This window comes from Blastococcus sp. SYSU DS0616, assembly GCF_054051015.1.
The window spans coordinates 26,076-49,225 of record NZ_JBJHAJ010000026.1; the positions used below are offsets into that span (position 1 = coordinate 26,076).

Consider the following 23,150-nt stretch of genomic DNA (forward strand, 5'->3'; position numbering starts at 1 on the left):
CGGTTGCTGGCGGTTTTCGTCTCCCACGATACCGCGAGGTGTGACAGGAACAGCGTCGTGCACGCCCTCACGCCGTGTCTGCGCCTCTCGCGGGGGCTCCGCCACCATCCTGCTTGGCCCCCACCCCGACACGCCGTCAGGGCGACGCTGGCCGGTTCCGTGCCGCGCGCGGCCGTCGGAGGGGCCGCAGACTCGGCCGTATGGCACCACCCGCCGCCGCCCCCGGCAACGACCAGTCCGGCCCGCCCCTCACCTGCCTCGTCACCGGAGCCACGGGCTACGTGGGGGGCCGTCTCGTGCCCGCGCTCCTCGCCGCCGGCCACCGCGTGCGGGTCATGAGCCGCTCGCCGGAGCGGCTGCGGGACCACCCGTGGGCCGGGGACGTGGAGATCGTGCGCGCCGACGCGGGGGACGCGCCGTCGGTCGCAGCGGCGTGCGCCGGGGTCGACGTCGTCTACTACCTGATCCACGCGCTGGGGACCGGGCCGGAGTTCGAGGCGGCCGACCGGCACACCGCGACGGTGATGGCCGCGGCGGTGCGCGCGGCCGGCGTCGGCCGGCTGGTCTACCTGGGCGGGATGGCGCCGGCTGACGAGGAGCTCTCCCCGCACCTGCGCTCCCGGGCCGAGGTCGCGGCGATCCTGCTCGGTTCCGGCGTGCCGACGGTGGTGCTGCGCGCCGCCGTCGTCCTGGGCTCGGGGTCGGCGTCCTTCGAGATGCTGCGGCACCTGACCGAGCGGTTGCCGGTGATGGTCACGCCCCGGTGGGTGCACAGCCGGATCCAGCCGATCGCGATCCGCGACGTGCTGCGGTACCTCGTCGCCTGCGGCCGGCTGCCGGCCGACGTGCACCGCTGCTTCGACATCGGCGGCCCCGACGTCATGGACTACGCCACGATGATGCGTCGCTACGCCCGGGTCGCGGGGCTGCCGCGGCGGCGCATCCTGCCGGTGCCGATCTTCACCCCGTCGCTGTCCAGCCACTGGGTCGGCCTCATCACGCCGGTGCCCGCGTCCATCGCGCGCCCGCTGGTCGAGTCGCTGCGCAACACCGTCGTCGCGACCGAGCACGACATCGCCCGCTACGTGCCCGATCCGCCGGAGGGGCTGCTCGGCTTCGACGAGGCGGTGCGGCTGGCCATCCAGCGGGTGCACGACTCCGACGTCGTGACCCGCTGGGCGTCGGCGTCGGTCCCCGGCGCGCCCTCCGACCCGCTGCCGACCGACCCGGACTGGGCGGGGGGCAGCCTCTACGTCGACGAGCGGGTGCGGCCCACGACCGCTCCGGCCGAGACCGTGTGGCAGGTGGTGGAGGGCATCGGCGGGGACGCCGGCTGGTACTCCTGGCCGCTGGCCTGGCGGGTCCGCGGCTGGCTGGACCGGGCGGTCGGTGGGGTGGGTCTGCGGCGGGGACGGCGCGACCCCGACGAGCTCTACGTCGGCGATGCGCTGGACTTCTGGCGGGTCGAGGAGCGCGAGGAGGGCCGGCTGCTCCGGCTGCGCGCCGAGATGCGGCTGCCCGGGCTCGCCTGGCTGGAGTTCCACGTGGAACAAGACCCGGCCGCGGGCGGTACGACCCTGCGCCAGCGGGCGACCTTCGCCCCGCGTGGGCTGGCCGGGCACCTGTACTGGTGGGCGGTCGCCCTCTTCCACGGCTTCGTCTTCGGCGGCATGCTGCGCGGCATCACCCGAGCGGCCGAGCGACGCAGCGGACGGGCCGACGCGCCGTCCTGGCTCACCGCGCGGGGTCCTGACTCAGCGTCGACGGTGAGCCAGGACCCCTGACGATCAGGTGACCTGATCATCAGCGGCCTCAGACGAGCAGCTGGGCGGCGGCGAGCTCCCGGTAGAGCGGGCTCGTGCCGACCAGCTCGTCGTGGGTGCCGCGGGCGACCACCCGGCCCTCGTCGAGCACCACGATCTGGTCGCTGTCGAGGACGGTGGACAGCCGGTGGGCGACGACGAGCAGCGCCCGGCCCGCCGACGCCGCCGCCAGCGTCGTGCGCAGCAGTCCCTCGTTCCGCGCGTCCAGGCTCGCCGTCGGCTCGTCGAGCAGCAGCAGCTCCGGCCGGGCGAGCAGGGAGCGGGCGATGGCCAGGCGCTGCCGCTCACCCCCGGAGAGCAGCACGCCCTCGTCGCCGACCAGCACGTCCAGGCCGCGCGGGGACCGGCGCACCACCTCGGTCAGGCCCACGTCGGCGAGCACCGCCCACAGCTCGGGATCGGCCGCGTCGGGCCGGGTGAGCAGCAGGTTGTCGCGCACCGACCCCGCCAGGACCGGCGCCTCCTGCTCCACGTAGCCGAGCCGGGCGCGCAGGGCCGCCCGGGGCAGGTCCCGGACGTCGGTGCCCGCCCACCGGATCGCCCCGCCGGAGAGCGGGTAGAAGCCCTCGATCAGCGCCAGGACCGTCGACTTGCCCGCACCCGACGGGCCGACCAGCGCGACCCGGCTGCCGGCGGGGACCTGGAGGGACACCCCGTGCAGCACGGGGGTGCCGTCGGGGTAGGCGAACGAGACGCCGTCGAGCTCCAGCAGCGGTGCGCCGGCGACCGGCGCCACTGATCCCGACCCGGTGCGCTGCGGGCGCTCGTCGTCCTCCGGCGCGAGGGCGAGCACCTCCTGGATCCGGGCGAGCGCGCCCAGGCCGGTCTGCAGCTGGGTCCACGCGCTGATCGCCTGACCCAGGGGCATGACCAGCAGGAACAGGTACAGGATGAAGGCGACCAGGGACGCCACGGTGATCGAACCGCTCGCCACCCGGTAGCCGCCGACGCCGAGCACCGCCAGGAAGGCCCCCTGGACGGCGATCGAGCCGGCCGGCGAGACCAGCGCCTCCAGCCGGGCCACCTGCACGCCGGCCGCGTAGGCGCGGCGGGCACTGGCGCCCACGGCCGCGACCTCCCGCGTCGTGGCCCCGCTGGCCCGGATGGTGCGGACCGCCGACAGCGCCCGCTCGACCGCCGCCGTCATCGCCCCGACCTCCTCCTGGGCGCGCTGCGACAGCCGGCGCACGCCGCGGGAGGCGAGGACGGCGACGACCGCACCGACGGCGACGGCCAGCACCGTGACGAGCAGCAGCCAGACGTCGACCACGGCCATGGCCACCAGGGCGCCCACCCCGACGACCACCGAGCCGGCGACCTCCACCACGCCGGCGGTCACGGTGGCGCGCAGCAGCGTGGTGTCCGAGCCCACCCGGGACATCAGGTCGCCGGTGCGGCGGCGGTCGTACTCCGCCACGGGGAGCCGCAGCAACCGGTCGACCAGGGTCAGCCGGGTGGTGAGCACGAACCCCTCGGCCGTGCGCTGCAGGACGAACTGCTGCACCGCCGAGAGGGCCGACGCGGCCACCAGCACGACCACGAGCAGCCCGACCGCAGGAAGCAGCGGGTCGCCGGCACCCACCACGTCGATGACCCGCGCCACGAGAGCCGGCTGGGCGAGCGCAGCGGCCGCGCCGACCAGCGACAGCCCGGCGGCCAGCAGGAGCTGGCGGCGGTGCGGGCGCAGGAGCGGCAGCAGGTCGGCCAGCCGCGCGGCCGGGGCAGGGCCGTCCGCCGGAGCTGTCACCGCGGGCGACGCCGTCAGGCGCCGGCGGTGAGGCCGGCGGTGATCGCCGTCAGCAGCCGCGTGTGGTGCTCCAGCAACTGCGGCCGGTGCCCGTCGGGCCGGACCGCCGCCACGTGCCCCGCAGCCGACCAGAACTCGTCGCCGTCGTCGCTGCCGAGCAGCAGCGCGTGCACGGCCGGGTCCTGGGCCAGGCGGCGCAGCCGCGGGTCGTCCTCGGCGGCCAGCAGCAGCCAGCGGGCGTCGAAGGCCTCGTCGCCGCTGGGCATCGGCACGAGGCCGCCGGTCCGGTGCCGCCAGAAGCGGGCCGGGCTCAGCCGGAAGCCCGGCACGCTACCCAGCATCGGGACGGCGGTGACCGCGTACTCCGGCACGAGGTAGCGGCCCGACGCGTAGACGACGTCGAACGCGACCAGCTCGAGCGTGCCCGCCCGGCCGCGCAGCACGTTCCCCGCCCGGTGGTCCTTGGTGGCGCGCACGGGAGCGCTGGCGATCAGGTCGTCGAGGGGGGCGTCCTCCGGAGCGGTGCCGTCGGACACCGTCCAGCCGTTCTGCAGCGCCCATCCCTGGGCGCCCACCAGGTCGCCCTCGTAGCGGAACACCTGCTCGACGGCGCCCGGCGTGCGCCGGCGGCGGCCGAACAGCCCCCGTCGCGCCGGCTGCTCCGGTGGCGGGAACTCCTGGGGCGGGAACTGCTGCTGGGGGTGCTGCTCCTGCGGGGGCTGCGCCTGCGGGTACTGCGGGCCCTGCGGTGGCGGGTAGCCCGCCGGCGGCACGTCCTCCCGGGACGGAGCCGGACGCTCGGGCTCCGCTGCGGGCAGGTCCCACCCCGGGGGCTGCCAGGGCTGGTTGGCCGGCGGCTCGTCGCGGGGCGTCCTCCGCCGGTCGGCGAAGTTGGGACGGTCCTCGTCCCCGGCCCCGCCGCCGCCGAGGTGCGGCGGCTCGCGCCAGCCGCGGCCGTCGCCGTCGTCGAAGCCGTCCCGGTCACCGTCGCGGGGGGTGCTCATACCTGCATCGTCCTCCCCGGCGCCGGCCCGCCGGGCGGGCGCCTCATCCGTAGGTGTCGCGCGGCCCCCGGCCGCGCACCGAGCGCGGACCCTTCTTCCAGCTGGGAGCCGTCGGTCCGACAACGCGCAACCGGGTCACGACGTCCCCGCCCACCTGCGCGCGCAGCTTGCCGAGGATGGACGGCGCCAGCAGCCGCAGCTGCGTGGCCCACGCCGTGGACTCGGCGACGACCAGCAGCTCGCCCTCGCTGAGGGTCTGCGGCCGGCAGTGCGCGGCGATGTCGGGGCCGACGATCGCGTCCCACCGGCCGAACACCGAGCCCACCTTCGTCCGGGCCGACCAGTCCTGCTGGTTGACCAGGGCGTCGACCAGGTTGCCGAGCGGCTGGGGGTCGTCGGCGCCCGGGCGCGGCCCGGTCCAGGTGCGGCGCGGGCCGGCGATCCGGCGACGGGTGGGCCGCGGCCGGGCCGCCGAGGCGGCCCGCGCCGCCTCGAGCGCGGCTCGCGCGATGTCGCTGGGCCGCGCCGGCCGGTCCTCGCTCACCGGGCTCCTCCCTCACCGGCCGGGACGGCGTCCTTCACCACGAGCGCCAGGCCACCGCCCACCTCGACCCGGGTGCCGCGCAGCTCCGTGGGCACGTCGTCGACGACGGCCGCGGTGATCAGCGTCTGCTCGGCCGACCGTGCGACCTGGGCGAGGGCCGCCCGCCGCTCGGCGTCGAGCGTGGCGAACACGTCGTCGAGGATCAGGATGGGGTCCTCGCCCTCGCTCCGGAGCAGGGCGAAGGTGGCCAGCTTGAGCGCCAGGGCCAGCGACCAGCTCTCCCCGTGGCTGGCGAAGCCCTTCGCGGGGGCGGGGCCGAGGTGGATCACCAGGTCATCGCGGTGCGGCCCCACCAGCGTCATGCCGCGGTCGAGCTCGTCGCCGCGGCGCTCGGCGACCCGCGCCCGCATCGCCTCGGTGAGCTCCGCCCCGGAGGGCAGCTCGTCGTCGGCCCGCAGGGCGGCGCCGTCCCCGGCCAGCGGCACCGTCGAGCTGTAGCCCAGGCCCGCGGTCGCGGCGCCGTCCCCGGCGACGCCGGCGTAGGACTCGGCGACGTGCGGCGCCAGGTCGGCGACCAGCCGTAGGCGGGCGGCCAGCAGCTGACCGCCGAGGTCGGTGAGGTGCCCGTCCCAGACGTCGAGGGTCTCCATCGCCTTGCCGCGCGCCAGGCGGGCGGTCTTCAGCAGTGCGTTGCGCTGCTTGAGCACGCGCTCGTAGTCGCTGCGCACGCCGGCCAGGCGGGGCGTCCGGGTGGCGAGCAGCTCGTCGAGGAAGCGACGCCGCTCGGTGGGGTCGCCACGGATCAGCAAGAGGTCCTCGGGCGCGAACAGCACCGTGCGCACCAGGCCCAGCACCTCGCGGGGGCGGGGCAGGGCGGCCCGGTTCACCCGCACCCGGTTGGCCTTGCCGGGGTTGATCTCGATCTCGACGAGCAGCTCCCGGTCACCGCGGCGCAGCGCCGCGCGGACCACCGCCTGGGCCGCTCCGTGACGGACCAGCGGAGCGTCACCGGAGACCCGGTGGCTGCTCATGGTCGCCAGGTAGCCGACCGCCTCGACGAGGTTGGTCTTGCCCTCGCCGTTGCGCCCGACGAACACGGTCGGCCCCGGCCCCAGGGCCAGGTCCACCCGGTCCCAGCTGCGGAAGGAGCCGACCTGCAGGTGCCTCAGGTACACCTCAGGCCCTCCCCGGTCACGCGGGCCGCTCGGCCTCCTGCGCCTGGACGGCGCGCACCGAGTGCCCGCCGAACTGGTTGCGCAGCGCGGCGACCGCCTTCATGGTCGGCGAGTCCTCCTGGCGGGAGGAGAAGCGGGCGAACAGCGAGGCCGCGATCGTCGGCACGGGGACGGCGTTCTCGATCGCCTGCTCGACGGTCCAGCGACCCTCGCCGGAGTCCTCGGCGTAGCCGCTGATCTCCTCGAGCGCCGGGTCCTCCTCCAGCGCGCGGACCAGCAGGTCCAGCAGCCAGGAGCGGATGACGGTGCCCTGCGTCCAGGACGCGATGACGCCCGGGACGTCCTCGACGAGGTCGACGGCGGCCAGCAGCTCGTAGCCCTCGCCGTAGGCCTGCATCAGCGCGTACTCGATGCCGTTGTGGACCATCTTGCTGAAGTGGCCGGCGCCCACCGGGCCGGCGTGCACGAACCCGGCGCCGGGCATTTCCTGCCCGGACTCGTCGTGCGGTGCCGGCGGCTTGAGCGCGTCGAAGATCGGCTGCGCCTTGGCGACGTCCTCCTTGGTGCCACCGACCATCAGCGCGTAGCCGTTCTCCAGGCCCCAGACGCCACCGGAGACGCCGGCGTCGATGTAGCCGATGCCCTTCTCGCGCATCATGACGTCGTGCACCTGGTCGTCGGTGTACTTCGAGTTTCCGCCGTCGATCACGACGTCGCCGGGGCTGAGCAGCTCGCTCAGCTCCTTGATCGTCGCCTTCGTCGGCTCACCCGCGGGCACCATCACCCACACCACGCGAGGCGTTGTGAGCGCCTCCACCAGTGCGGGCAGGCTGTCGACGTCGCGCTTGCCGGGAGCACGGTCGTATCCCACGACCTCGTGCCCGGCGCGGCGCAGCCGCTCGGCCATGTTGCCGCCCATCTTGCCCAGCCCGATCAGCCCCAGCTGCACGGTCCCGCCTCTCTTCGCCGTCGTGGTCGCGATCCATCGTGCTCGTGCCGGGCGGCTCCCGCCCGGCGGCCGACCCCGGGCCCGCGCAGGGGCCCTGGGGCGGAAGTGGCTCAGCCCGGCAGCCGCACCGGCATGATCAGGTACCGGTAGCTCCCGGGACGCTCGACCGGCGCCGGCTTGTCGTCGTCGGCCGCCGGCTCCTCGACGCCGGACAGCACGGCCGGCTTCAGCGGGCTGGTGAAGTCCATCCGCGCGCGCTCGGTGTGCACGGCGGCCAGCCCGTCGAGCAGGAACGTCGGGTTGAACCCGATGGTCAGCGGCTCGCCGTCGAACTCGACGTCGCAGCGCTCCTCCGCCTGCCCCTCGTCGTCGCTGCCCCCGGCCCGCAGGGTGACCTGCCCCGGCGTGAACTCGCAGCGCAGCGGCGTCCCCCGCTCGGCGACCAGGGCCACCCGCTTCGCTGCGTCGGTGAACAGGCCCACCGGCAGGGTGGCGTTGGCCAGCGACTCGTTGGGCATGATCGCGCGGTACTTCACGAACTCGGCGTCGAGCAGCCGGGTGGTGGTCTGCCGGTCCTTGCCCGAGAGGCCGAGGATGCCCTCGCCCGAGCTGCCCGAGGACAGCGAGAGCGTGATCTCCGGGCCGCTGGTCAGCGTCTTGGCCGCCTCGGCGAGCGTGCGCGCCGGGACCAGCACCGCGGCCGAGAGCCCGGAGGTCTGCGGGCGCCAGGCGAACTCGCGCACGGCGAGGCGGTAGCGGTCGGTGGCGGCGAGGGTGATCTGGTCGTCGTCGATCTCCAGCCGGACACCGGTGAGCATCGGCAGCGTGTCGTCCCGCCCGGCTGCGACCGCGACCTGGGCGACGGCCTCGGCGAAGACGTCGCTGTCGACGTTCCCGGCGGCCGAGGGCATGGAGGGCAGGGACGGGTAGTCCTCGACCGGCAGCGTCGGCAGGCTGAACCGGGCGTTGCTGCAGGTGATCGCCAGGCGCGGGCCCTCGGCGCTGATCTCGACCGGGTGCGGGGGCAGCGCGCGGGTGATCTCGGCGAGCAGCCGCCCCGGGACGAGGACGCGGCCGCTCTCACTGGTCTGCACGTCGACCTCGGAGCGGGCCGACACCTCGTAGTCGAAGCCGGAGACCGACAGCTGGTTCCCCTCGGCCTCGAGCAGGATGCCCGCCAGCACCGGTACCGACGGCCGCGGCGGCAGGCTGCGCGCCGTCCAGGCGACGGCGTCGGCGAGCACCTCACGTGCCACCCGGAACTTCATCTCTCGACCCACCCATGTTCGGTCCGGCCCTGCGGCCACCGGGAGGGCGGACGACGCGGGCACGGAGCTCGTCGTTCGTACTGCTGCGAGGCCAGGGCTCCGCTGCGGTGCTCATCGTGCCTGTTGCAGCCCCCGGTGGGGAAACCCCGGTCCCTCGATGGGCTGCTGATCCGGATCCTGCCGCTGCGCTCCGGGGAGCCTCGCAGCGCAGCGTCCCCACCCAGAGTGTGGTTCGAGTATTTTCCGGGATAACTCCTTCATCCTCGTCATCACTGGTGTGGAAGCTGGGGATCGAGGCCCTTCCCGCAGGTCAGCGGCCGATCGGGGGTGTTGGCCGACTGTGGGTGGTCGGCGTCCTCCTGTTGTCGACACGTGGACAGATCGACGGTTGTGCACCGTGACCCGCGGCGGTCCACCTGCTGTCCCCTGCGTCTCCCCGGTCCGTCCCCAGGTCCTGTGCGTGGCGTGCGGTGGGCGTCCCTGGCGGAGTGAGCCCGGCGTCGCCCGGCACGGTGTTCTCCCAGGTCAGGCGCTCGCTGAGCGGGCGGAGCCGGCGGGACCGGGTGCCGGCGGCGGCGTCCCGTGACGGCGGGGAACGACGTCGTCGCGGTTTCCCCCAGTCTGTGCACATTCCTGGGGACAACTTCTCGACGAGTCGACGTCCTCCGGCGCCCTTGCGCGGGTCATCGCGCCCAGAACCTGCGGATCCGTCGTCCCCAGGGATCCACACAGGTGTGGACAACCACTTGTCGACCACCACGGGACGGTGGCCGGTAGCTGTCCGGACGGTGACCGTTCCGGCCGCGCGCCGTCACCGCCGGCGTCCCCGGACCAGGCCTCCGCGATGTTGATCAGGTGACCTGATCGTTCTGGGTCCTGGCTCACGATCGGTGGTGAGCCAGGACCCCACCAGGTGAGCCAGGACCCCCGCCAGGTGAGCCGGGGAAGGCCACGAGCGGGCGCGTGAGGGGCCCCCGAGGTGGACGGACCGCGCGCAACCGGCGAGCGGCTGGCGGGCGCGGAGTGCTCCGGGGAGCCGGTTGTGGGCGCGGTGCGGTCCGGCCGGCCCCTCCCAAGGCTCGCCACGAGCGAGCGAGTGGGGAGAGGGAGGGGTCCTCTTACTGCCGGGCGCGGCTCTTGATGCGGGCGGTGAGCTCGGTGACCTGGGTGTAGGTGGCCCGCCGCTCGCTCATCAGGTTGGTGATCTTCTTGACGGCGTGCATGACCGTGGTGTGGTCCTTGCCGCCGAACGAGGCACCGATGCGCGGCAGGGACAGCTCGGTCAGCTCGCGGCAGAGGTACATCGCGATCTGCCGGGCGTTGACCAGCGTGCGGCTGCGGTTGGTGCCCTGCAGCTCCTCCATCGTCACGGAGAAGTACTCCGCCGTGGCGGCCATGATGATCGCCGCGGTGATCTGCGGGCCCTGCTCGTCGCTGATCAGGTCCTTGAGCACAAGCTCGGCCAGCGGCAGGTCGACCTGCTGCTTGTTCAGCGAGGCGAACGCGGTGACCCGGATGAGCGCGCCCTCGAGCTCGCGGATGTTGGTCTGCACCTTGCTGGCGATGAACTCCAGCACCTGGTCGGGCACCTGGAGCCGCTCGCCCCACGCCTTCTTGCGGAGGATCGCGATACGGGTCTCGAGGTCCGGCGCCTGGACGTCGGTGATCAGCCCCCACTCGAAGCGGGTGCGCAGCCGGTCCTCCAGCGTGGTCAGCTTCTTCGGCGGCCGGTCGGAGGTGATCACGATCTGCTTGCTGGCGTTGTGCAGCGTGTTGAAGGTGTGGAAGAACTCCTCCTGCGTGCGCTCGGCCCGCTCGAGGAACTGGATGTCGTCGATCAGCAGGAAGTCGATGTCCCGGAAGCGGCGCCGGAACTCCTCGGCCCGGCCGGAGTGCACCAGGTTGATGAACTCGTTGGTGAACTCCTCGGTGCTCACGTACCGGACGCGGACGTTGGGGAACATCCGGGCGGCGTAGTGGCCGATGGCGTGCAGCAGGTGGGTCTTGCCCAGCCCCGACTCGCCGTAGATGAACAGCGGGTTGTACGCCCGGGCGGGGGCCTCGGCGACGGCGACCGCGGCGGCGTGCGCGAAGCGGTTGCTGTTCCCGATGACGAAGGAGTCGAAGACGTACTTCGGGTTGAGGCCGGGATCCAGCCCGCCCGGTCGGCCCGACTCGGCGCGCCGGGGGCGGGCTGCCGAGCCGCCACCGGAACGGCGGGGCTCCCCCGCTGGTGCGTCGACGTCGAAGGGGAGCACGTCGGCGGTCCGCTCGTCCTCGCCGCCCCAGTCCCGGCTGCCGGAGTCGGGGGCGGGCCCGGTCGGGCCCCACGTCGTGGTGCTCCAGTCCTCCGGAGCGCCACGGTCGGCCGGCGGACGCTGCGGGCCGTCGGCCGGGTGGAGCTCGCGGACCTCGGGGAACTCGGGGGTGGCCGACCGGTCGGCGGATGCGGACCGGTCCCAGGGGGCGGCGGTGCCGACGACGTCGGTCCGCACGCCGAACGCGCTGCGCCCGTCGTCGGCACGGTCGCGGGTCGCCTGGTCCTCCTCGGCCCGTTGCGCCTCCACGGCCGACCACGGTCGCCGGGTCGGCTCGGGCTCGGCGGGCGGCGGAGGAGGAGCCGGGGAGTCCTCCACCTGGACGGCGACGCGGATGTCGCGGCCGTAGGTCTGGGACAGCGCCTCGGCGAGCACCCGGCGCATGCGGGACTCGAGCACCGTCTGGGTGAATTCGTTCGGGGCCTCCAGGACGGCGGTGTCCTCGAACAGCCCGACGGGTCGCGTCAGGTTCAGCATCGCGTTCTGCTGCGGGGAGAGGCTGGTCGCCAGTCGCTCCCGGATCTGGTCCCAGACCGTCGCCAGGTCCAGCGTGGCATCGGCCATGCCGTCTCGTCCTCCCCTGCTGTCCACCCCGCGGCCGTCCCCGGTTGCGTCCGTCCCGGCCGCACCTGGCCTCCGCGAACCGCGGACCGTCCACCGGTGGGGTGCCCCGGTTGTGGACATCCGAACGCTTGTGGTCCACATCGGTGTCCACAGGCTGTGCACGGCCGGCAGAGGTGCTGCGCCGGCTCCGCACGGGACGACGGCCGGTGCAGCATATTCGCTGGTCACGGCCCGGATCGGGCGGCTGGAGGAGTGGCTCGGCGGTCGGTCGACCGACGGGGTCGGCCCGCGCGTCGTGACCCTGACGCCCGACGCGGAGCGACGGCGACGCTAACAGCCCCGTCCACAGCCCGGCAACGCTGCGGGGCCGGAACCGCCGGTTCCCCGCGGCGCGAGCGTGTCGGGCCCGGGGGGAGCTCCCCGGCGCGCCGCGGACTTCCGCCCGGGCCGCTCGGGCCACCATGGGCGGTCGGTCACCGGCACCCGCCGGTCCTCGGCTATGCTGGCCGGAGTCTGTGGACGGGTCTGCCCGTGTCCCGGCCACGCCAGTCTGCGCGGTCGGGCCTGGGTGCGCCGGTCCGCAGTGCCAGCTTCCAGGGCTCCGGGGACGGTCACCGTGCCGCTCCGACGCCCTGCGCGCGTCCGTCCACCGACGGGAGCGCACCGCCGATGTCGTGTAGTGGGAGTACCTCGTGAGCAAGCGCACCTTCCAGCCGAACAACCGCCGCCGGTCCAAGACCCACGGCTTCCGGCTGCGGATGCGGACCCGCGCGGGCCGGGCGATCCTCGCCACCCGTCGGCGCAAGGGCCGCGAGAAGCTCTCCGCCTGACGTGCTGCCTGCGCAGGCACGCCTGCGCCGGCGCCCGGAGTTCAGCGCGGTCGTCCGATCCGGCCGGCGCGCCGGGCGGCCGACCATGGTGCTGCACTACCTCCCCGAACGGCCCGAGCAGCCGGCCGGCGACCCCGCGTCGCCGCCGGCCGCGCGGGCCGGTTTCGTGGTGGGGAAGAGCGTGGGCAACTCGGTGGTCCGACACCGGGTGACCCGTCGCCTGCGTGCGGTCGTGCGAGCCGAGCTCGACCGCCTGCCCGCCGGTGCGGACCTGGTGGTCCGCGCCCGCCCCGAAGCAGCCGACGCCGACTCGGCGGTGCTGCACCGGGACCTGGCCTCGGGCCTGGACCGCCTCCTCGGCGACCGGGCCTCCCGGCGATGAGCGCGCCGGCCGGGGCGAGCCCGCGGCGCTCCGCCGTCGCGCGGCTGCTGCTGCGCGCCGTCGGCTTCTACTCCCGGGCGATCAGCCCGGCGCTGCCGCCGCGCTGCCGGTTCCACCCGACCTGCAGCGCGTACGCCGCCGAGGCGGTCGGCACGCACGGAGCGGCTCGCGGCAGCTGGCTGGCGCTGGTCCGGCTGGCCAAGTGCGCGCCGTGGCACCCGGGCGGCGTGGATCTCGTCCCGCCGGCGCGTGGAACCGGGACGGGTGCCCGCTCGTCCAGCACAGCGGCACGTCCTCCCGGCGCGCCGTCCGATGACCCCGGCCGCGAGGCCACCCCGCCGGCCGCGTGCCGGACCCCGCAGGAGGAGTCCTCCGTTGCTTGACTGGCTGTACACCGCCATCTCCTGGGTCATGGCCCGGTGGCACTCGCTCTGGAACTGGATCTTCGGCGACCCGCCCGCCGAGTCCGGTCTCTCCGGGCTCAGCTGGGTCCTGGCGATCGTCTTCCTGGTCGTCACCATCCGGCTGATCCTCTTCCCGCTGTTCGTCAAGCAGGTGAAGTCGCAGCGGGCGATGCAGGAGCTGCAGCCGGAGATGGCGAAGCTGCGCAAGCAGTACGGCAGCGACCGCCAGGGCATGGCCCAGGCGCAGCAGAAGCTGTTCAAGGAGCGCGGGGTCAACCCGCTGGCCGGGTGCCTGCCGATCCTGCCGCAGATCCCGGTCTTCCTGTCGCTGTTCCACGTCCTGCGCCGGCTGGCCCCGGACAAGCAGGGCCTCTACTCGTGGACCGACGAGCTCACCGACCAGGCGGCACGCGCCAAGCTCTTCGGTGCGCCGATCTCCGCGTCGTTCAACATGAGCGGCGCCAAGGAGCAGGCGATCCTGGACATCGCCAGCTACACCACCATCCGGATCGTCGCCTTCGCGCTGATCGTCGTGATGTGCTTCACGACGTACTTCACGCAGAAGCAGATCATGGCGCGCTCGGGCCCCGTCGAGGGTCAGGCAGCGATGGTGCAGAAGCTGATGCTCTACGGCGTGCCGCTGAGCCTCTTCGTCTCCGGCTTCATCTTCCCCATCGGTGTCCTCATCTACTGGATGACGAACAACCTGTGGACGATGGGCCAGCAGTTCTTCATCCTCCGCAAGCTGCCGCCGCCCGGCTCCGACGCCGGGAAGGCGAAGGCGGATGCGGACAAGCCGGCCGTCGACCCGAAGACGCTCGCCCCGAAGCCGGGCGCGAAGCCGGTGCGACCCAAGCAGGGGCGCCCCGCCTCCACCACGGCCGCGCCGTCGAGCACCGTGGACGGCGACGGTCGCGTCGGCGACGACCCGACGTCCGACGGGTCCACGGGGAACGGGTCCACGGCCACCGGGTCCACGGCCACCGGGTCCACCGGCTCGCGCAGCGCGGGGTCCGGCGCCGGCCGGAACTCCCGCTCCGGAGCGGGCCAGGGGCCGGCCAACCGCGGGAAGCGGAAGCGTCGCTGACCCTCGCCGACCGCTTTCCAGCCGGCCCGCCCGGCACACAGTCCACCGGGGCCACCCGGCCGCCGCACCGAACTGGGAGGAACACCCGTGAGTGCTCCGCAGCAGCCCGTGACAGACAACCCGCCCGCTCTGCCCGACGCGGACGCCGCCAGCGACGACGCCGTCGTGGAGCCCGTCGACGTCGAGACCGCCGAGACGGGTGGGGCCGGTGGGACCGCTGACGACCTGCTGGTCCGTGAGGGCGACGTCGCCGGGGACTACCTCGAGCGGCTCCTCGACATCCTCGACGTGGACGGCGACATCGACCTCGACGTGGAAGGGGACCGGGCGTCGGTCGCGATCGTCGGCGGCCGGCTGGACGACCTCATCGGTCCCGACGGCGCCACGCTGGAGGCGCTCCAGGAGCTCACCCGCCTCGCCGTCGCCCAGTCCACGGGTGTGCGCAGCCGGCTGATGCTCGACGTGGGTGGCTACCGGGCCAAGCGCCGTGCGGACCTCACCTCGCTGGCCGGCGAGACCGCGCGCCGGGTCTCCGCCAGCGGCCAGCCGGAGCGGCTCAACCCGATGAACCCCTTCGAGCGCAAGGTCGTGCACGACGTCATCGCCTCGGTGGCCGGCGTGCACAGCGAGTCGGAGGGCGAGGAGCCCCGCCGCCGCGTCGTGGTCCTGCCCGACAGGTGAGCGACGGAGGTCCCGGGCCCGACGCCCCGGCCGCCCCCGAGGTGCCCGCGCCGCCGGCGGCCGTCGCCGTTTTTGGCGACGCCCTGCCCGCGGCGCAGCGGTACGTGGCCAAGCTGGCCTCCGATGGGGTGACGCGCGGCCTGATCGGCCCCCGCGAGGTACCGCGGCTGTGGGAGCGGCACGTCCTCAACAGCGCGGCAGTGGCCGAGGCCGTCCCCCGGGACGCCCGGGTGGTCGACGTCGGCAGCGGCGCGGGCCTCCCCGGCATCCCGCTCGGGCTGGCCCGCCCGGACATCGCCCTCACCCTGGTCGAGCCGATGGCCCGGCGGGTCGAGTTCCTGGAGGAGGCGGTCGCCGACCTCGCGGGTCCGTCCGCCACCTGGCGCGTGGTGCGCGGACGGGCCGAGGACCGGTCGGTGGTGACCGCCGTCGGCCGGGTCGACGTGGTCACCGCACGGGCGGTCGCCCCACTCCCCCGGCTCGTCGGCTGGTGCCGCGGCCTGCTCCGGCCAGGCACCCAGCTGGTGGCCCTGGTCGGCGCCCGCGCGCTGGCCGAGCTGCCGGCCTTCCTGCCCGAACTCCACGCCGCCGGCATGCGCGACATCGAACCGCGTGCCGTCGGTGCATCCCTGGGAGACGCTGCCACTACCGTGGTGGTCATGACGCGGGGAGACCGGTGAGGCTGCCGGACGGCGCTCCCGCGTCCTGTTCCACGTGGAACAGGCACTGCTACCCCGATCCGTTCCACGTGAAACGGCGCCAGAGGAAGGACCTGCGATGACCGACCCGGGCGAGCGGCTGCGCAGCAGCCTCGCCGCTGACCAGTCGTCGACCGCGTCGTCCTCCGGTGGGCTCGCGGACTTCGACAGCCCCATCGCCATGGAGGCCCTGCGTGCCACACGTGTCCTGCACGCCGCCGAGCAGGAGCCCTTCCCGGCGCCCGGGCGCATCCGGGTCATCACGATCGCGAACCAGAAGGGTGGGGTCGGGAAGACGACGTCGACGGTGAACCTCGGCGTCGCGCTCGCCCTCTACGGGCTGCGCACCCTGGTGATCGACCTCGACCCGCAGGGCAACGCGAGCACGGCCCTCGGCGTCGAGCACACGGTCGGCACGCCGTCGATCTACGACGCCCTCGTCGGTGACAGCACCCTCTCCGAGGTGGTGCACCCGACGACCGCCAGCCCGAACCTGCTCTGCGTCCCGGCGACCATCGACCTGGCCGGCGCCGAGATCGAGCTGGTCTCCGTCGTCGCCCGGGAGCACCGGCTGCGCCGGGCCATCGAGGCGTACGTGGCGGCGCTGCCGCGGGAACGGCGCCCGCACTACGTGCTCATCGACTGCCCGCCCTCGCTCGGCCTGCTGACGTTGAACGCGCTGGTGGCCGGCGACGAGGTGCTCATCCCCATCCAGTGCGAGTACTACGCGCTGGAGGGGTTGGGGCAGCTGCTCAACAACATCGACCTGGTCCGCCAGCACCTCAACCCGGGGATCGCGGTCCGGACCATCCTGCTCACCATGTACGACGGGCGGACGAAGCTCGCCGACCAGGTCGCCGACGAGGTCCGCAACCACTTCGGGGACCTCGTGCTGAACGCCGTGATCCCCCGCAACGTGCGGGTCTCCGAGGCGCCGGGCTACGGGCAGTCGGTGCTGACCTACGACCCGGGCTCGCGCGGCTCGACCAGCTACGTGGAGGCCGCCCGCGAGCTGGCCCAGCGCGGGGTGGCCCTCGAGCCCCTCGATGCGTCCACCGGAAGCAACGGGGCCACCCCGGTCGGCGCGCTCGCCTTCGGGGAGACGTCGGTGCCGTTCGGCGGCCAGGACTCCCAGTGACCATCCCTGCCAGCGAGGAGCTGTCATGACGAAGCGAGGCGGCCTCGGACGCGGGCTGGCGGCGCTCATCCCGACCGGGCCGGCGCCCACGCCTCCCCCGGTCGCGCCCACCACCCCGGCGCCGGGCACGGAGCGGGACGAGCAGTCGGCTCCGCGCTCCGGGACCGGGCCGGACGGCGCCTCGCCGGTCGCGGAGGCGACCGAGCCGTCGCGTGCGCCGGTCAGCCTGGTGCCCTCCCCGGCGCCGTCCCCGGCCGCGGAGACCGACGCGGTGGGCGTCCCGGGTGCGCAGCTGCGCGAGGTCGGGGTCGAGGACGTCGTGCCGAACCCGAAGCAGCCGCGGCAGGTCTTCGACGACGAGGCCCTGGAGGAGCTGACCCACAGCGTCAGGGAGTTCGGGCTCCTCCAGCCGATCGTCGTGCGCGAGTCCGACGGTGGGCGCTACGAGCTCATCATGGGCGAGCGGCGGCTGCGCGCCGCGCGGGCGGCCGGTCTCGGCACCGTGCCGGCGATCGTGCGCGACACCACCGACGACGCGATGCTGCGCGACGCGCTGCTCGAGAACATCCACCGGGTCCAGCTGAACCCGCTGGAGGAGGCCGCCGCCTACCAGCAGCTGCTGGAGGAGTTCGGGGCCACGCACGAGGAGCTCGCGCAGCGGATCGGGCGCAGCCGCTCGCAGGTCACCAACACCATCCGGCTGATGAAGCTGCCGGTGAAGGTGCAGACCCGGGTCGCCGCCGGCGTCATCTCCGCCGGGCACGCCCGCGCGCTGCTCGGACTGCAGGATCCGGTGGCCCAGGACGCGCTGGCCACCCGGATCGTCGCCGAGGGCCTCTCGGTGCGGGCCACCGAGGAGGCCGTCGCGCTGGCGGCCGCCGAGGAGCCCGCGGCCAAGCGACGCACCCGGCGGATCTCCGCACCCGGGGTGGAGGAGCTGGGCTCCCGGCTGTCGGACATGTTCGAGACCAAGGTGAAGATCCAGATCGGCCGGTCGAAGGGCAAGATCGTCGTCGAGTTCGGTTCGGTGGACGACCTGCAGCGGATCATCGGCGTCATGGCGCCGGACATCACCGGGCGTCGTCCCGACGCCTGATCCACCACCGGTAACGACAGAGGCCGCCTTCCGTCACTGACGGAAGGCGGCCTCTGTCGGCTGCGCCACGTTCAGCGCGGGTTCTCCGCGCACCGGGCGAGCAGGCGGGCCAGCACCGCGCCCAGGTCGTAGCCGGCCGCCTCGACCGCCATGGGGAACATGGAGGTCTCGGTCAGCCCCGGGGAGACGTTCACCTCGAGGAAGTGCACCTCGCCGTCGGGGGTCACGATCGCGTCGGTCCGGGAGAGGTCGGCCAGCCCCAGCACCTCGTGCACCCGGACGGCGACCTCGGCGGCGCGGGCCGCCGCCTCCTCCGGGATGCGGGCGGGCGCGTGGTACTCGGTGAGCCCCGGTGAGTAGCGGGACGCGTAGTCGAAGACCCCGGATTCGGGCTCGATCTCGACGGCCGGCAGCGCGACCGGCCCGTCGCCCAGGTCGACGACGGCGAGCGCGACCTCGACCCCCTCGACGTAGCGCTCCACCATCACGGTGTCGCCGTAGGCGAAGCAGCTGACCATCGCGGCCGGGAGGTCCTCGACCCGGCTGATCTTCTGCACGCCCAGGGCCGAGCCGCCCGACGCCGGCTTGACCATCAGGGGCAGCCCCAGCCGGGCCACCATCAGGTCCAGCACCGCACCGGCACCCAGTTCGCGGAAGGTGCTGTGCGGGAGCGCCACCCAGTCCGGCGTGGTCAGCCCGGCGGTGCGGACCACGGACTTCGCGGCCGGCTTGTCCCAGGCCAGCCGGCACGCGGCCGCGGGCGACCCCACGTACGGCACCCCGGCCAGGTCGAGGACCGCACGGAGGGCACCGTCCTCGCCGGTGGCGCCGTGCAGCGCGATGAAGACCGCGTCGGCCGGGGCCGCGGCCAGGCCGGGCAGCAGCTCGGCATCGGCGTCGCGCAGCTCGGCGTCCAGGCCGGCGCGGGTGAGCTCCTCGACCACCTGGGTGCCGGAGGAGAGGCTGACCTCGCGTTCGAAGGTGAGCCCGCCGGCGAGGACGACGGCCCGCAGCGGGTGTCGCTCCTCGGGCGCGGCGGGCACTGCGGCGGGCGCGGTCTCGCTCATCGGCCGTCCTCGTACGTGTCGCTGTTCGCCGGCCCCACCATCGACTCGGCGTCGTGGCCGGAGCCCGGCCGGATCGCCCGGAAGGTACCGGTGTCGACCTTGTCGAAGGTGGAGTGCAGGTCCAGTTCGGCCTCGACGACGCGGGACAGCCGGCGGACCCCCTCCCGGATCTGATCCGGCTCGGGGTAGCAGTACGACAGGCGCATGTACTCCTGGCCGCTGCCGTCGGCGTAGAAGCCGATGCCCGGGACGTAGGCGACGTGCGCGCCGACGGCGCGGGGCTGCATGAGCTTCGCGTCCAGCCCGGCGGGCAGCTTGAGCCACACGTAGAAGCCGCCGTCGGGGCGGGTCCAGGTGGTGCCCGCCGGCATGAGCGCCTGCAGGGACTCCAGCGTGGCGTCGCGGCGCTCCCGGTAGAGCTCGGTGAACAGCTTGATCTGCTCGCGCCAGGGCTGGGTGTCCAGGTACCGGGCGACGGCGTACTGGGTGAGCGACGGCGGGCAGAGCACCTGCGCCTCGGTGGCCAGCACGAGCTTCTCCCGGACGGCCAGCGGCGCGAGCACCCAGCCCACCCGCAGGCCCGGGGAGAACGTCTTGGAGAAGGAGCCCAGGTAGATCACCCGGTGGGCGTCCCGGGCGCGCAGTGCCCGCATCGGCTCGCGGTCGAAGCCCAGCAGGCCGTAGGGGTTGTCCTCGATGATCAGCAGGTCCCAGCGCTCGGCGATCGCCATGATCTCCTCGCGGCGCGGCTCGGAGAGGGTTACGCCGGCCGGGTTGTGGAAGTTCGGCACGGTGTAGAGGAACTTCACCCGGTCGCCGTCGGCGCGGCACGCGGCCAGGGCCTGCTCCAGCGCCTCCGGGATCAGCCCGTCGTCGTCCATGGCGACGTGCCGCACCCGGGCCTGGGCGGACTGGAAGACGCCGAGCGCGCCGACGTAGGACGGCGCCTCGGCGAGGATCACGTCACCGGGGTCGACGAAGACGCGGGTGACCAGGTCCAGCCCCTGCTGCGAGCCGACCGTGACCACGACCTCACTCGGCGAGGCGTCGGTGATGCCCTCGAGCGCCATGACGTCGCAGATCCGCTCCCGCAGCCGCGGGTCGCCCTGACCCGATCCGTACTGGAGCGTCTGCGCGCCCATGCCCGAGACCAGGTCACCGATCATCGAGCCCACCGCGTCCAGCGGGAGCGCGGTGACGGCAGGCATGCCACCGGCCAGGGAGACCACCTCGGGCCGGCTGACCACGGAGAAGAGCGCCCGGATCTCCGAGCTCTTCATCCCGTGGGTGCGGGCTGCGTAGCGGTCGGCCAGCGGGTCGAGCCGCGGATGACGCGGCGCGGGATGGGGGTGCGCACCCAGGTGCGCCCCCTGCTGTCCGGAACCGGCAGGCGTGCCGGGCGGGATGGTGGCCACCTCAGGAGTGTAGGCGCGGGCGGATGGACGCCTGGTGGGACCACCGGTGCCAGGTGGACCGTTCGGGCCCGGCCGGGGCCTGGGGGCGAGTGGCCGGCTACGCCTTCTCGGGGAGGACGAAGGTGCCGGTCGGTGGGTCGGACTCGGCCGGGAGGTAGAGCCGCTGCACAGCGGCCAGGACGCCGTGGGCGATGGAGCTGCGCACCCGCGCGTCGAGCAGCAGCTGCCGGTCGACCGGGTGGGAGAGGTAGCCGCAGTCCAGCCGGACCGCCGGCATGCGCGTCATGCGCAGCAGCTCCCACGTCTTGGGGTGCGAGCCGAGGTCGAGCATCCCGGTGCGGGCGACGACCTCGCGGCGGGCCAGGTTGGCGAACTGCTCCCCCACCGTGGACGAGGCACCCGATCCGGTGCCGTAGTAGTAGGCGGCGACCCCCCGGGCGTGCTCGGACGGGTGTGCATCCAGGTGCAGGGCGATGAAGAGGTCGGCCCGGGCGTCGTTGGCGAAGGCGGTGCGTTCGGCGGGCGTCGGGTTCTGCTCGCGGCCGCGGGTGAGGTACACGGTGGCGCCGGCGGCGGCCAGCCCGCCCTCGATCCGGGACGCCAGGTCGAAGGCCAGGTCCGCCTCGGTCGTCTCGCCCACGGTGAAGCCGGTGTCCGGACCGCCGTGGCCGGCGTCGACGACGATCCGGCGTCCGATCAGGTGCGGGCCGCTCTCCACGAAGGAGGCGCTCTGCCGCAGCAGCTGGGGACGGCCACCGGTCACCTTGCGTCCCAGCTGGCGCAGGGCGCGCAGCGTCGCCGGGCCGCAGGTGCCGTCCGAGGTCAGCCCGTAGTCGCGCTGGAAGGCGCGCAGGCCGACCTCGGTCTCCGGGCCGAGGATGCCGTCGGCCCGGCCGGCGTCGTAGCCGAGCTCCAGCAGGCGTTCCTGCAGGTTCGTCACGTCGTCGCCGCGCATCGGCCGTTCCGGGTCGTAGCGCAGCAGCCGGTCACCCAGCGACCAGCGGGCCTCGGTGAGGGCCCGGTAGGTCTCCTCCCCGACCCGCCCGTCGACCGAGAGGCCGCGGACCTGCTGGAAGTGGCGGACGGCCAGCTCGGTGTCGGCGTCGTACTCCGCCGACTCCAGACCCGGTTCGTTCCCGTTCTCAGCAGCGGGGAGGAGGCCCAGGCTGCGGAGGGCGGCGTGCACGTCGGCGACGGCCGGCCCGCGGTCCCCCCGCCCCAGAGGCTGCATGCGGCTGTCGGTTCCCATGGTGTGACCGATTGTGGTCCCTCCCGCCGGGGACGGCGCACCGGGGGCGGACCAGCCTCCCCCCCGTACGACGCAGGCCCACCCGTCCGGAGGGACGGGTGGGCCCGGTGACGTGCTGGAACGGCCGCCCTTCAGGGTCCCGCGCCGAGCGTGCGAGGCGTGGGGGGAAGGGTGGCCCTTCTACAGGTAGTCGGCGAGGTCGCTCAGGATGGCGCCCTTGGGCTTGGCGCCGATGATGCTCTTGACCGGCTTGCCGCCCTGGAAGACCGTCATGGTCGGGATCGACATGACCTGGTAGTCGCGGGCGATCTGCGGGTTCTCGTCGATGTTCAGCTTCGCGATGGTGAGCTTGTCGCCGTGCTCGGCGGCGATCTCCTCCAGCACGGGGGCGACCATCTTGCACGGGCCGCACCACTCCGCCCAGAAGTCGACGAGCACGGGCTTGTCGCTGCCCAGCACATCGGTGGCGAAGCTGGAGTCGGTCACCGTCACGGTGTTGCCTGCCATGGTCGTTCTCCCTCTCGGTCGACTGGCTCGTTGCATGCGCTGACGAGGTGTGCCTGCCCGGACAACCGGCCGGACGGGTCGGTTATGCCCGGATCCGGCCGTTGCCCGGCAGGCCCGCGGTCAGCGCTCGTCGAAGGTCTCGGCGAGCCACCGCTCGGCGTCGATGGCGGCGGCGGCACCCGTGCCGGCCGACGTGATCGCCTGGCGGTAGATGTGGTCGACGACGTCGCCGCAGGCGAAGACGCCGTCGATGTTGGTGCGGGTGGTCGGGTGGTCCACCTGGATGTAGCCCTCGTCGTCGAGCTTCAGCTGGCCGACGAACAGCTCGCTGCGCGGGTCGTGCCCGATGGCGAGGAACATGCCGGTCACCGGCATCGTCTCGGTGTCCCCGGTGGCGAGGTCGGTCAGCTGGACGGCGGAGACGGTGCTCTCGCCCAGGACGTCGGTGACCTGCTTGCCGAGGGCCCAGCGGATCTTCTCGTTGTCCTGCGCCCGCTTCTGCATGATCTTCGAGGCGCGCAGCTCCTCGCGGCGGTGGACCACGGTGACGCTCTTGGCGAACCGGGTGAGGAAGGTGGCCTCCTCCATCGCCGAGTCGCCGCCGCCGACGACCACGATGTCCTGGTCGCGGAAGAAGAACCCGTCGCAGGTGGCGCAGGCCGAGACGCCGCGGCCGAGCAGCCGCTGCTCGTTGTCCAGGCCCAGGTACCGGTACTTCGACCCGGTGGCCACGATGACCGCGTGGGCCCGGTGCACCTGGTCGCCGACCTTCACGATCTTCGGCTCGGCGGTGAGGTCGACCTCGGTCACGTCCGACGGCACGAGCTCCGCGCCGAAGCGCTCGGCCTGGGTGCGCATGTCGTCCATCAGCTGGGGGCCCTGGATGCCCTCGGGGAAGCCGGGGAAGTTCTCGACCTCGGTGGTGGTCATGAGGGCGCCGCCGAACTGCGAGCCCTCGAACACCAGGGGGTGCAGGTTCGCCCGGGCGGCGTAGGTGGCCGCGGTGTAGCCGGCGGGCCCGGACCCGATGATGATCAGGTCGCGGATGCCGTCGTGCTCGGCCGGGGGGATGACCGGCTGCTCGATCTCGCCGGTGGTCACGGCGGGGCCCGGCGTCGGCTGGTTCTCGGTGCTCGCGCTCACGGTCGCCACAACGACGATCCTAGGGGGGCCATTCCCGGGCGGGCCCGTCCCGTGCCCCGGT

21 protein-coding genes are annotated in these 23,150 nt (G+C 73.9%); 9 read left to right on the forward strand and 12 right to left on the reverse strand.

Going from position 1 to position 23,150, the window contains the following annotated elements; genetic code table 11:
- The first annotated feature begins 200 nt into the window (after window positions 1–200).
- Window positions 201–1,784, forward strand: a complete 1,584-nt coding sequence (locus tag ACI79K_RS17010) for an SDR family oxidoreductase (protein WP_456600277.1) — start codon at window positions 201–203, stop codon at window positions 1,782–1,784.
- Window positions 1,785–1,812: 28 nt separating this feature from the next.
- Here the strand turns inward: ACI79K_RS17010 and ACI79K_RS17015 are convergent, their stop codons facing one another.
- The 7 genes from ACI79K_RS17015 to dnaA all read right to left on the reverse strand — a co-directional run bounded on the left by ACI79K_RS17015 (window position 1,813) and on the right by dnaA (window position 11,392).
- The gene (locus ACI79K_RS17015) at window positions 1,813–3,570 is read right to left on the reverse strand and encodes an ABC transporter ATP-binding protein (RefSeq protein ID WP_456600278.1); all 1,758 of its coding nucleotides are present in this window, start codon (window positions 3,568–3,570) and stop codon (window positions 1,813–1,815) included.
- Between the two features lie 14 nt (window positions 3,571–3,584).
- Window positions 3,585–4,574, reverse strand: coding sequence for a hypothetical protein (locus tag ACI79K_RS17020; protein ID WP_456600279.1), 990 nt, complete (start codon window positions 4,572–4,574; stop codon window positions 3,585–3,587).
- Window positions 4,575–4,617: 43 nt separating this feature from the next.
- A complete protein-coding gene (locus ACI79K_RS17025; RefSeq protein ID WP_456589587.1) occupies window positions 4,618–5,118 on the reverse strand; it encodes a DUF721 domain-containing protein in 501 nt (166 codons plus the stop codon).
- Window positions 5,115–6,293: a DNA replication/repair protein RecF gene (gene recF, locus ACI79K_RS17030; RefSeq protein WP_456600280.1), complete on the reverse strand. Its 1,179-nt coding sequence runs from the start codon at window positions 6,291–6,293 to the stop codon at window positions 5,115–5,117. Before recF ends, ACI79K_RS17025 begins: the two co-directional genes overlap by 4 nt.
- 16 nt (window positions 6,294–6,309) lie before the next feature.
- Window positions 6,310–7,242 carry a phosphogluconate dehydrogenase (NAD(+)-dependent, decarboxylating) gene (gene gnd / locus ACI79K_RS17035; RefSeq protein WP_456589589.1) on the reverse strand — a complete coding sequence of 311 codons (933 nt, stop codon included), beginning with the start codon at window positions 7,240–7,242 and terminating at the stop codon, window positions 6,310–6,312.
- 110 nt (window positions 7,243–7,352) lie between these two features.
- Window positions 7,353–8,510 carry a DNA polymerase III subunit beta gene (dnaN, locus tag ACI79K_RS17040; RefSeq protein ID WP_456589590.1) on the reverse strand — a complete coding sequence of 386 codons (1,158 nt, stop codon included), beginning with the start codon at window positions 8,508–8,510 and terminating at the stop codon, window positions 7,353–7,355.
- A gap of 1,118 nt (window positions 8,511–9,628) precedes the next feature.
- Window positions 9,629–11,392, reverse strand: a complete 1,764-nt coding sequence (gene dnaA, locus ACI79K_RS17045) for a chromosomal replication initiator protein DnaA (RefSeq protein WP_456589591.1) — start codon at window positions 11,390–11,392, stop codon at window positions 9,629–9,631.
- 692 nt (window positions 11,393–12,084) lie between these two features.
- On the opposite strand from dnaA, the gene rpmH reads away from it, so the two are divergent.
- From rpmH to ACI79K_RS17085, 8 genes are all read left to right on the forward strand, one after another.
- Window positions 12,085–12,222 carry a 50S ribosomal protein L34 gene (gene rpmH, locus ACI79K_RS17050; RefSeq protein WP_091930872.1) on the forward strand — a complete coding sequence of 46 codons (138 nt, stop codon included), beginning with the start codon at window positions 12,085–12,087 and terminating at the stop codon, window positions 12,220–12,222.
- Window position 12,223: 1 nt separating this feature from the next.
- Window positions 12,224–12,604, forward strand: coding sequence for a ribonuclease P protein component (rnpA, locus tag ACI79K_RS17055; RefSeq protein ID WP_456589592.1), 381 nt, complete (start codon window positions 12,224–12,226; stop codon window positions 12,602–12,604).
- Window positions 12,601–12,987, forward strand: coding sequence for a membrane protein insertion efficiency factor YidD (gene yidD, locus ACI79K_RS17060; protein WP_456589593.1), 387 nt, complete (start codon window positions 12,601–12,603; stop codon window positions 12,985–12,987). Before rnpA ends, yidD begins: the two co-directional genes overlap by 4 nt.
- On the forward strand, window positions 12,980–14,095 hold the full coding sequence (gene yidC / locus ACI79K_RS17065) for a membrane protein insertase YidC (protein ID WP_456600281.1): 1,116 nt from the start codon (window positions 12,980–12,982) through the stop codon (window positions 14,093–14,095). Before yidD ends, yidC begins: the two co-directional genes overlap by 8 nt.
- A gap of 87 nt (window positions 14,096–14,182) precedes the next feature.
- Window positions 14,183–14,776, forward strand: coding sequence for a Jag family protein (locus ACI79K_RS17070; protein ID WP_456600282.1), 594 nt, complete (start codon window positions 14,183–14,185; stop codon window positions 14,774–14,776).
- A complete protein-coding gene (gene rsmG / locus ACI79K_RS17075; protein ID WP_456596008.1) occupies window positions 14,773–15,456 on the forward strand; it encodes a 16S rRNA (guanine(527)-N(7))-methyltransferase RsmG in 684 nt (227 codons plus the stop codon). The genes ACI79K_RS17070 and rsmG overlap by 4 nt, the downstream gene beginning before the upstream one ends.
- A 97-nt stretch (window positions 15,457–15,553) precedes the next feature.
- On the forward strand, window positions 15,554–16,612 hold the full coding sequence (locus tag ACI79K_RS17080) for a ParA family protein (RefSeq protein ID WP_456600283.1): 1,059 nt from the start codon (window positions 15,554–15,556) through the stop codon (window positions 16,610–16,612).
- Window positions 16,613–16,637: 25 nt separating this feature from the next.
- Complete coding sequence (locus ACI79K_RS17085) at window positions 16,638–17,708, forward strand: ParB/RepB/Spo0J family partition protein (protein ID WP_456589598.1); 1,071 nt, start codon at window positions 16,638–16,640, stop codon at window positions 17,706–17,708.
- Window positions 17,709–17,779: 71 nt separating this feature from the next.
- Here the strand turns inward: ACI79K_RS17085 and ACI79K_RS17090 are convergent, their stop codons facing one another.
- From ACI79K_RS17090 to trxB, 5 genes are all read right to left on the reverse strand, one after another.
- Window positions 17,780–18,775 (reverse strand): D-alanine--D-alanine ligase family protein, encoded by a 996-nt coding sequence (locus ACI79K_RS17090; RefSeq protein WP_456600284.1) that lies wholly within the window; start codon window positions 18,773–18,775, stop codon window positions 17,780–17,782.
- Entirely contained in the window at window positions 18,772–20,190 is a 1,419-nt protein-coding gene (locus ACI79K_RS17095) for an aminotransferase-like domain-containing protein (RefSeq protein WP_456589600.1), read from the reverse strand. Before ACI79K_RS17095 ends, ACI79K_RS17090 begins: the two co-directional genes overlap by 4 nt.
- Before the next feature lie 97 nt (window positions 20,191–20,287).
- A complete protein-coding gene (locus ACI79K_RS17100) occupies window positions 20,288–21,439 on the reverse strand; it encodes an N-acetylmuramoyl-L-alanine amidase (protein ID WP_456589601.1) in 1,152 nt (383 codons plus the stop codon).
- A 180-nt stretch (window positions 21,440–21,619) separates the two neighbouring features.
- The gene (gene trxA / locus ACI79K_RS17105) at window positions 21,620–21,946 is read right to left on the reverse strand and encodes a thioredoxin (protein ID WP_456563417.1); all 327 of its coding nucleotides are present in this window, start codon (window positions 21,944–21,946) and stop codon (window positions 21,620–21,622) included.
- A gap of 120 nt (window positions 21,947–22,066) precedes the next feature.
- Window positions 22,067–23,098, reverse strand: a complete 1,032-nt coding sequence (gene trxB / locus ACI79K_RS17110) for a thioredoxin-disulfide reductase (RefSeq protein ID WP_456600285.1) — start codon at window positions 23,096–23,098, stop codon at window positions 22,067–22,069.
- Window positions 23,099–23,150 lie beyond the last annotated feature (52 nt).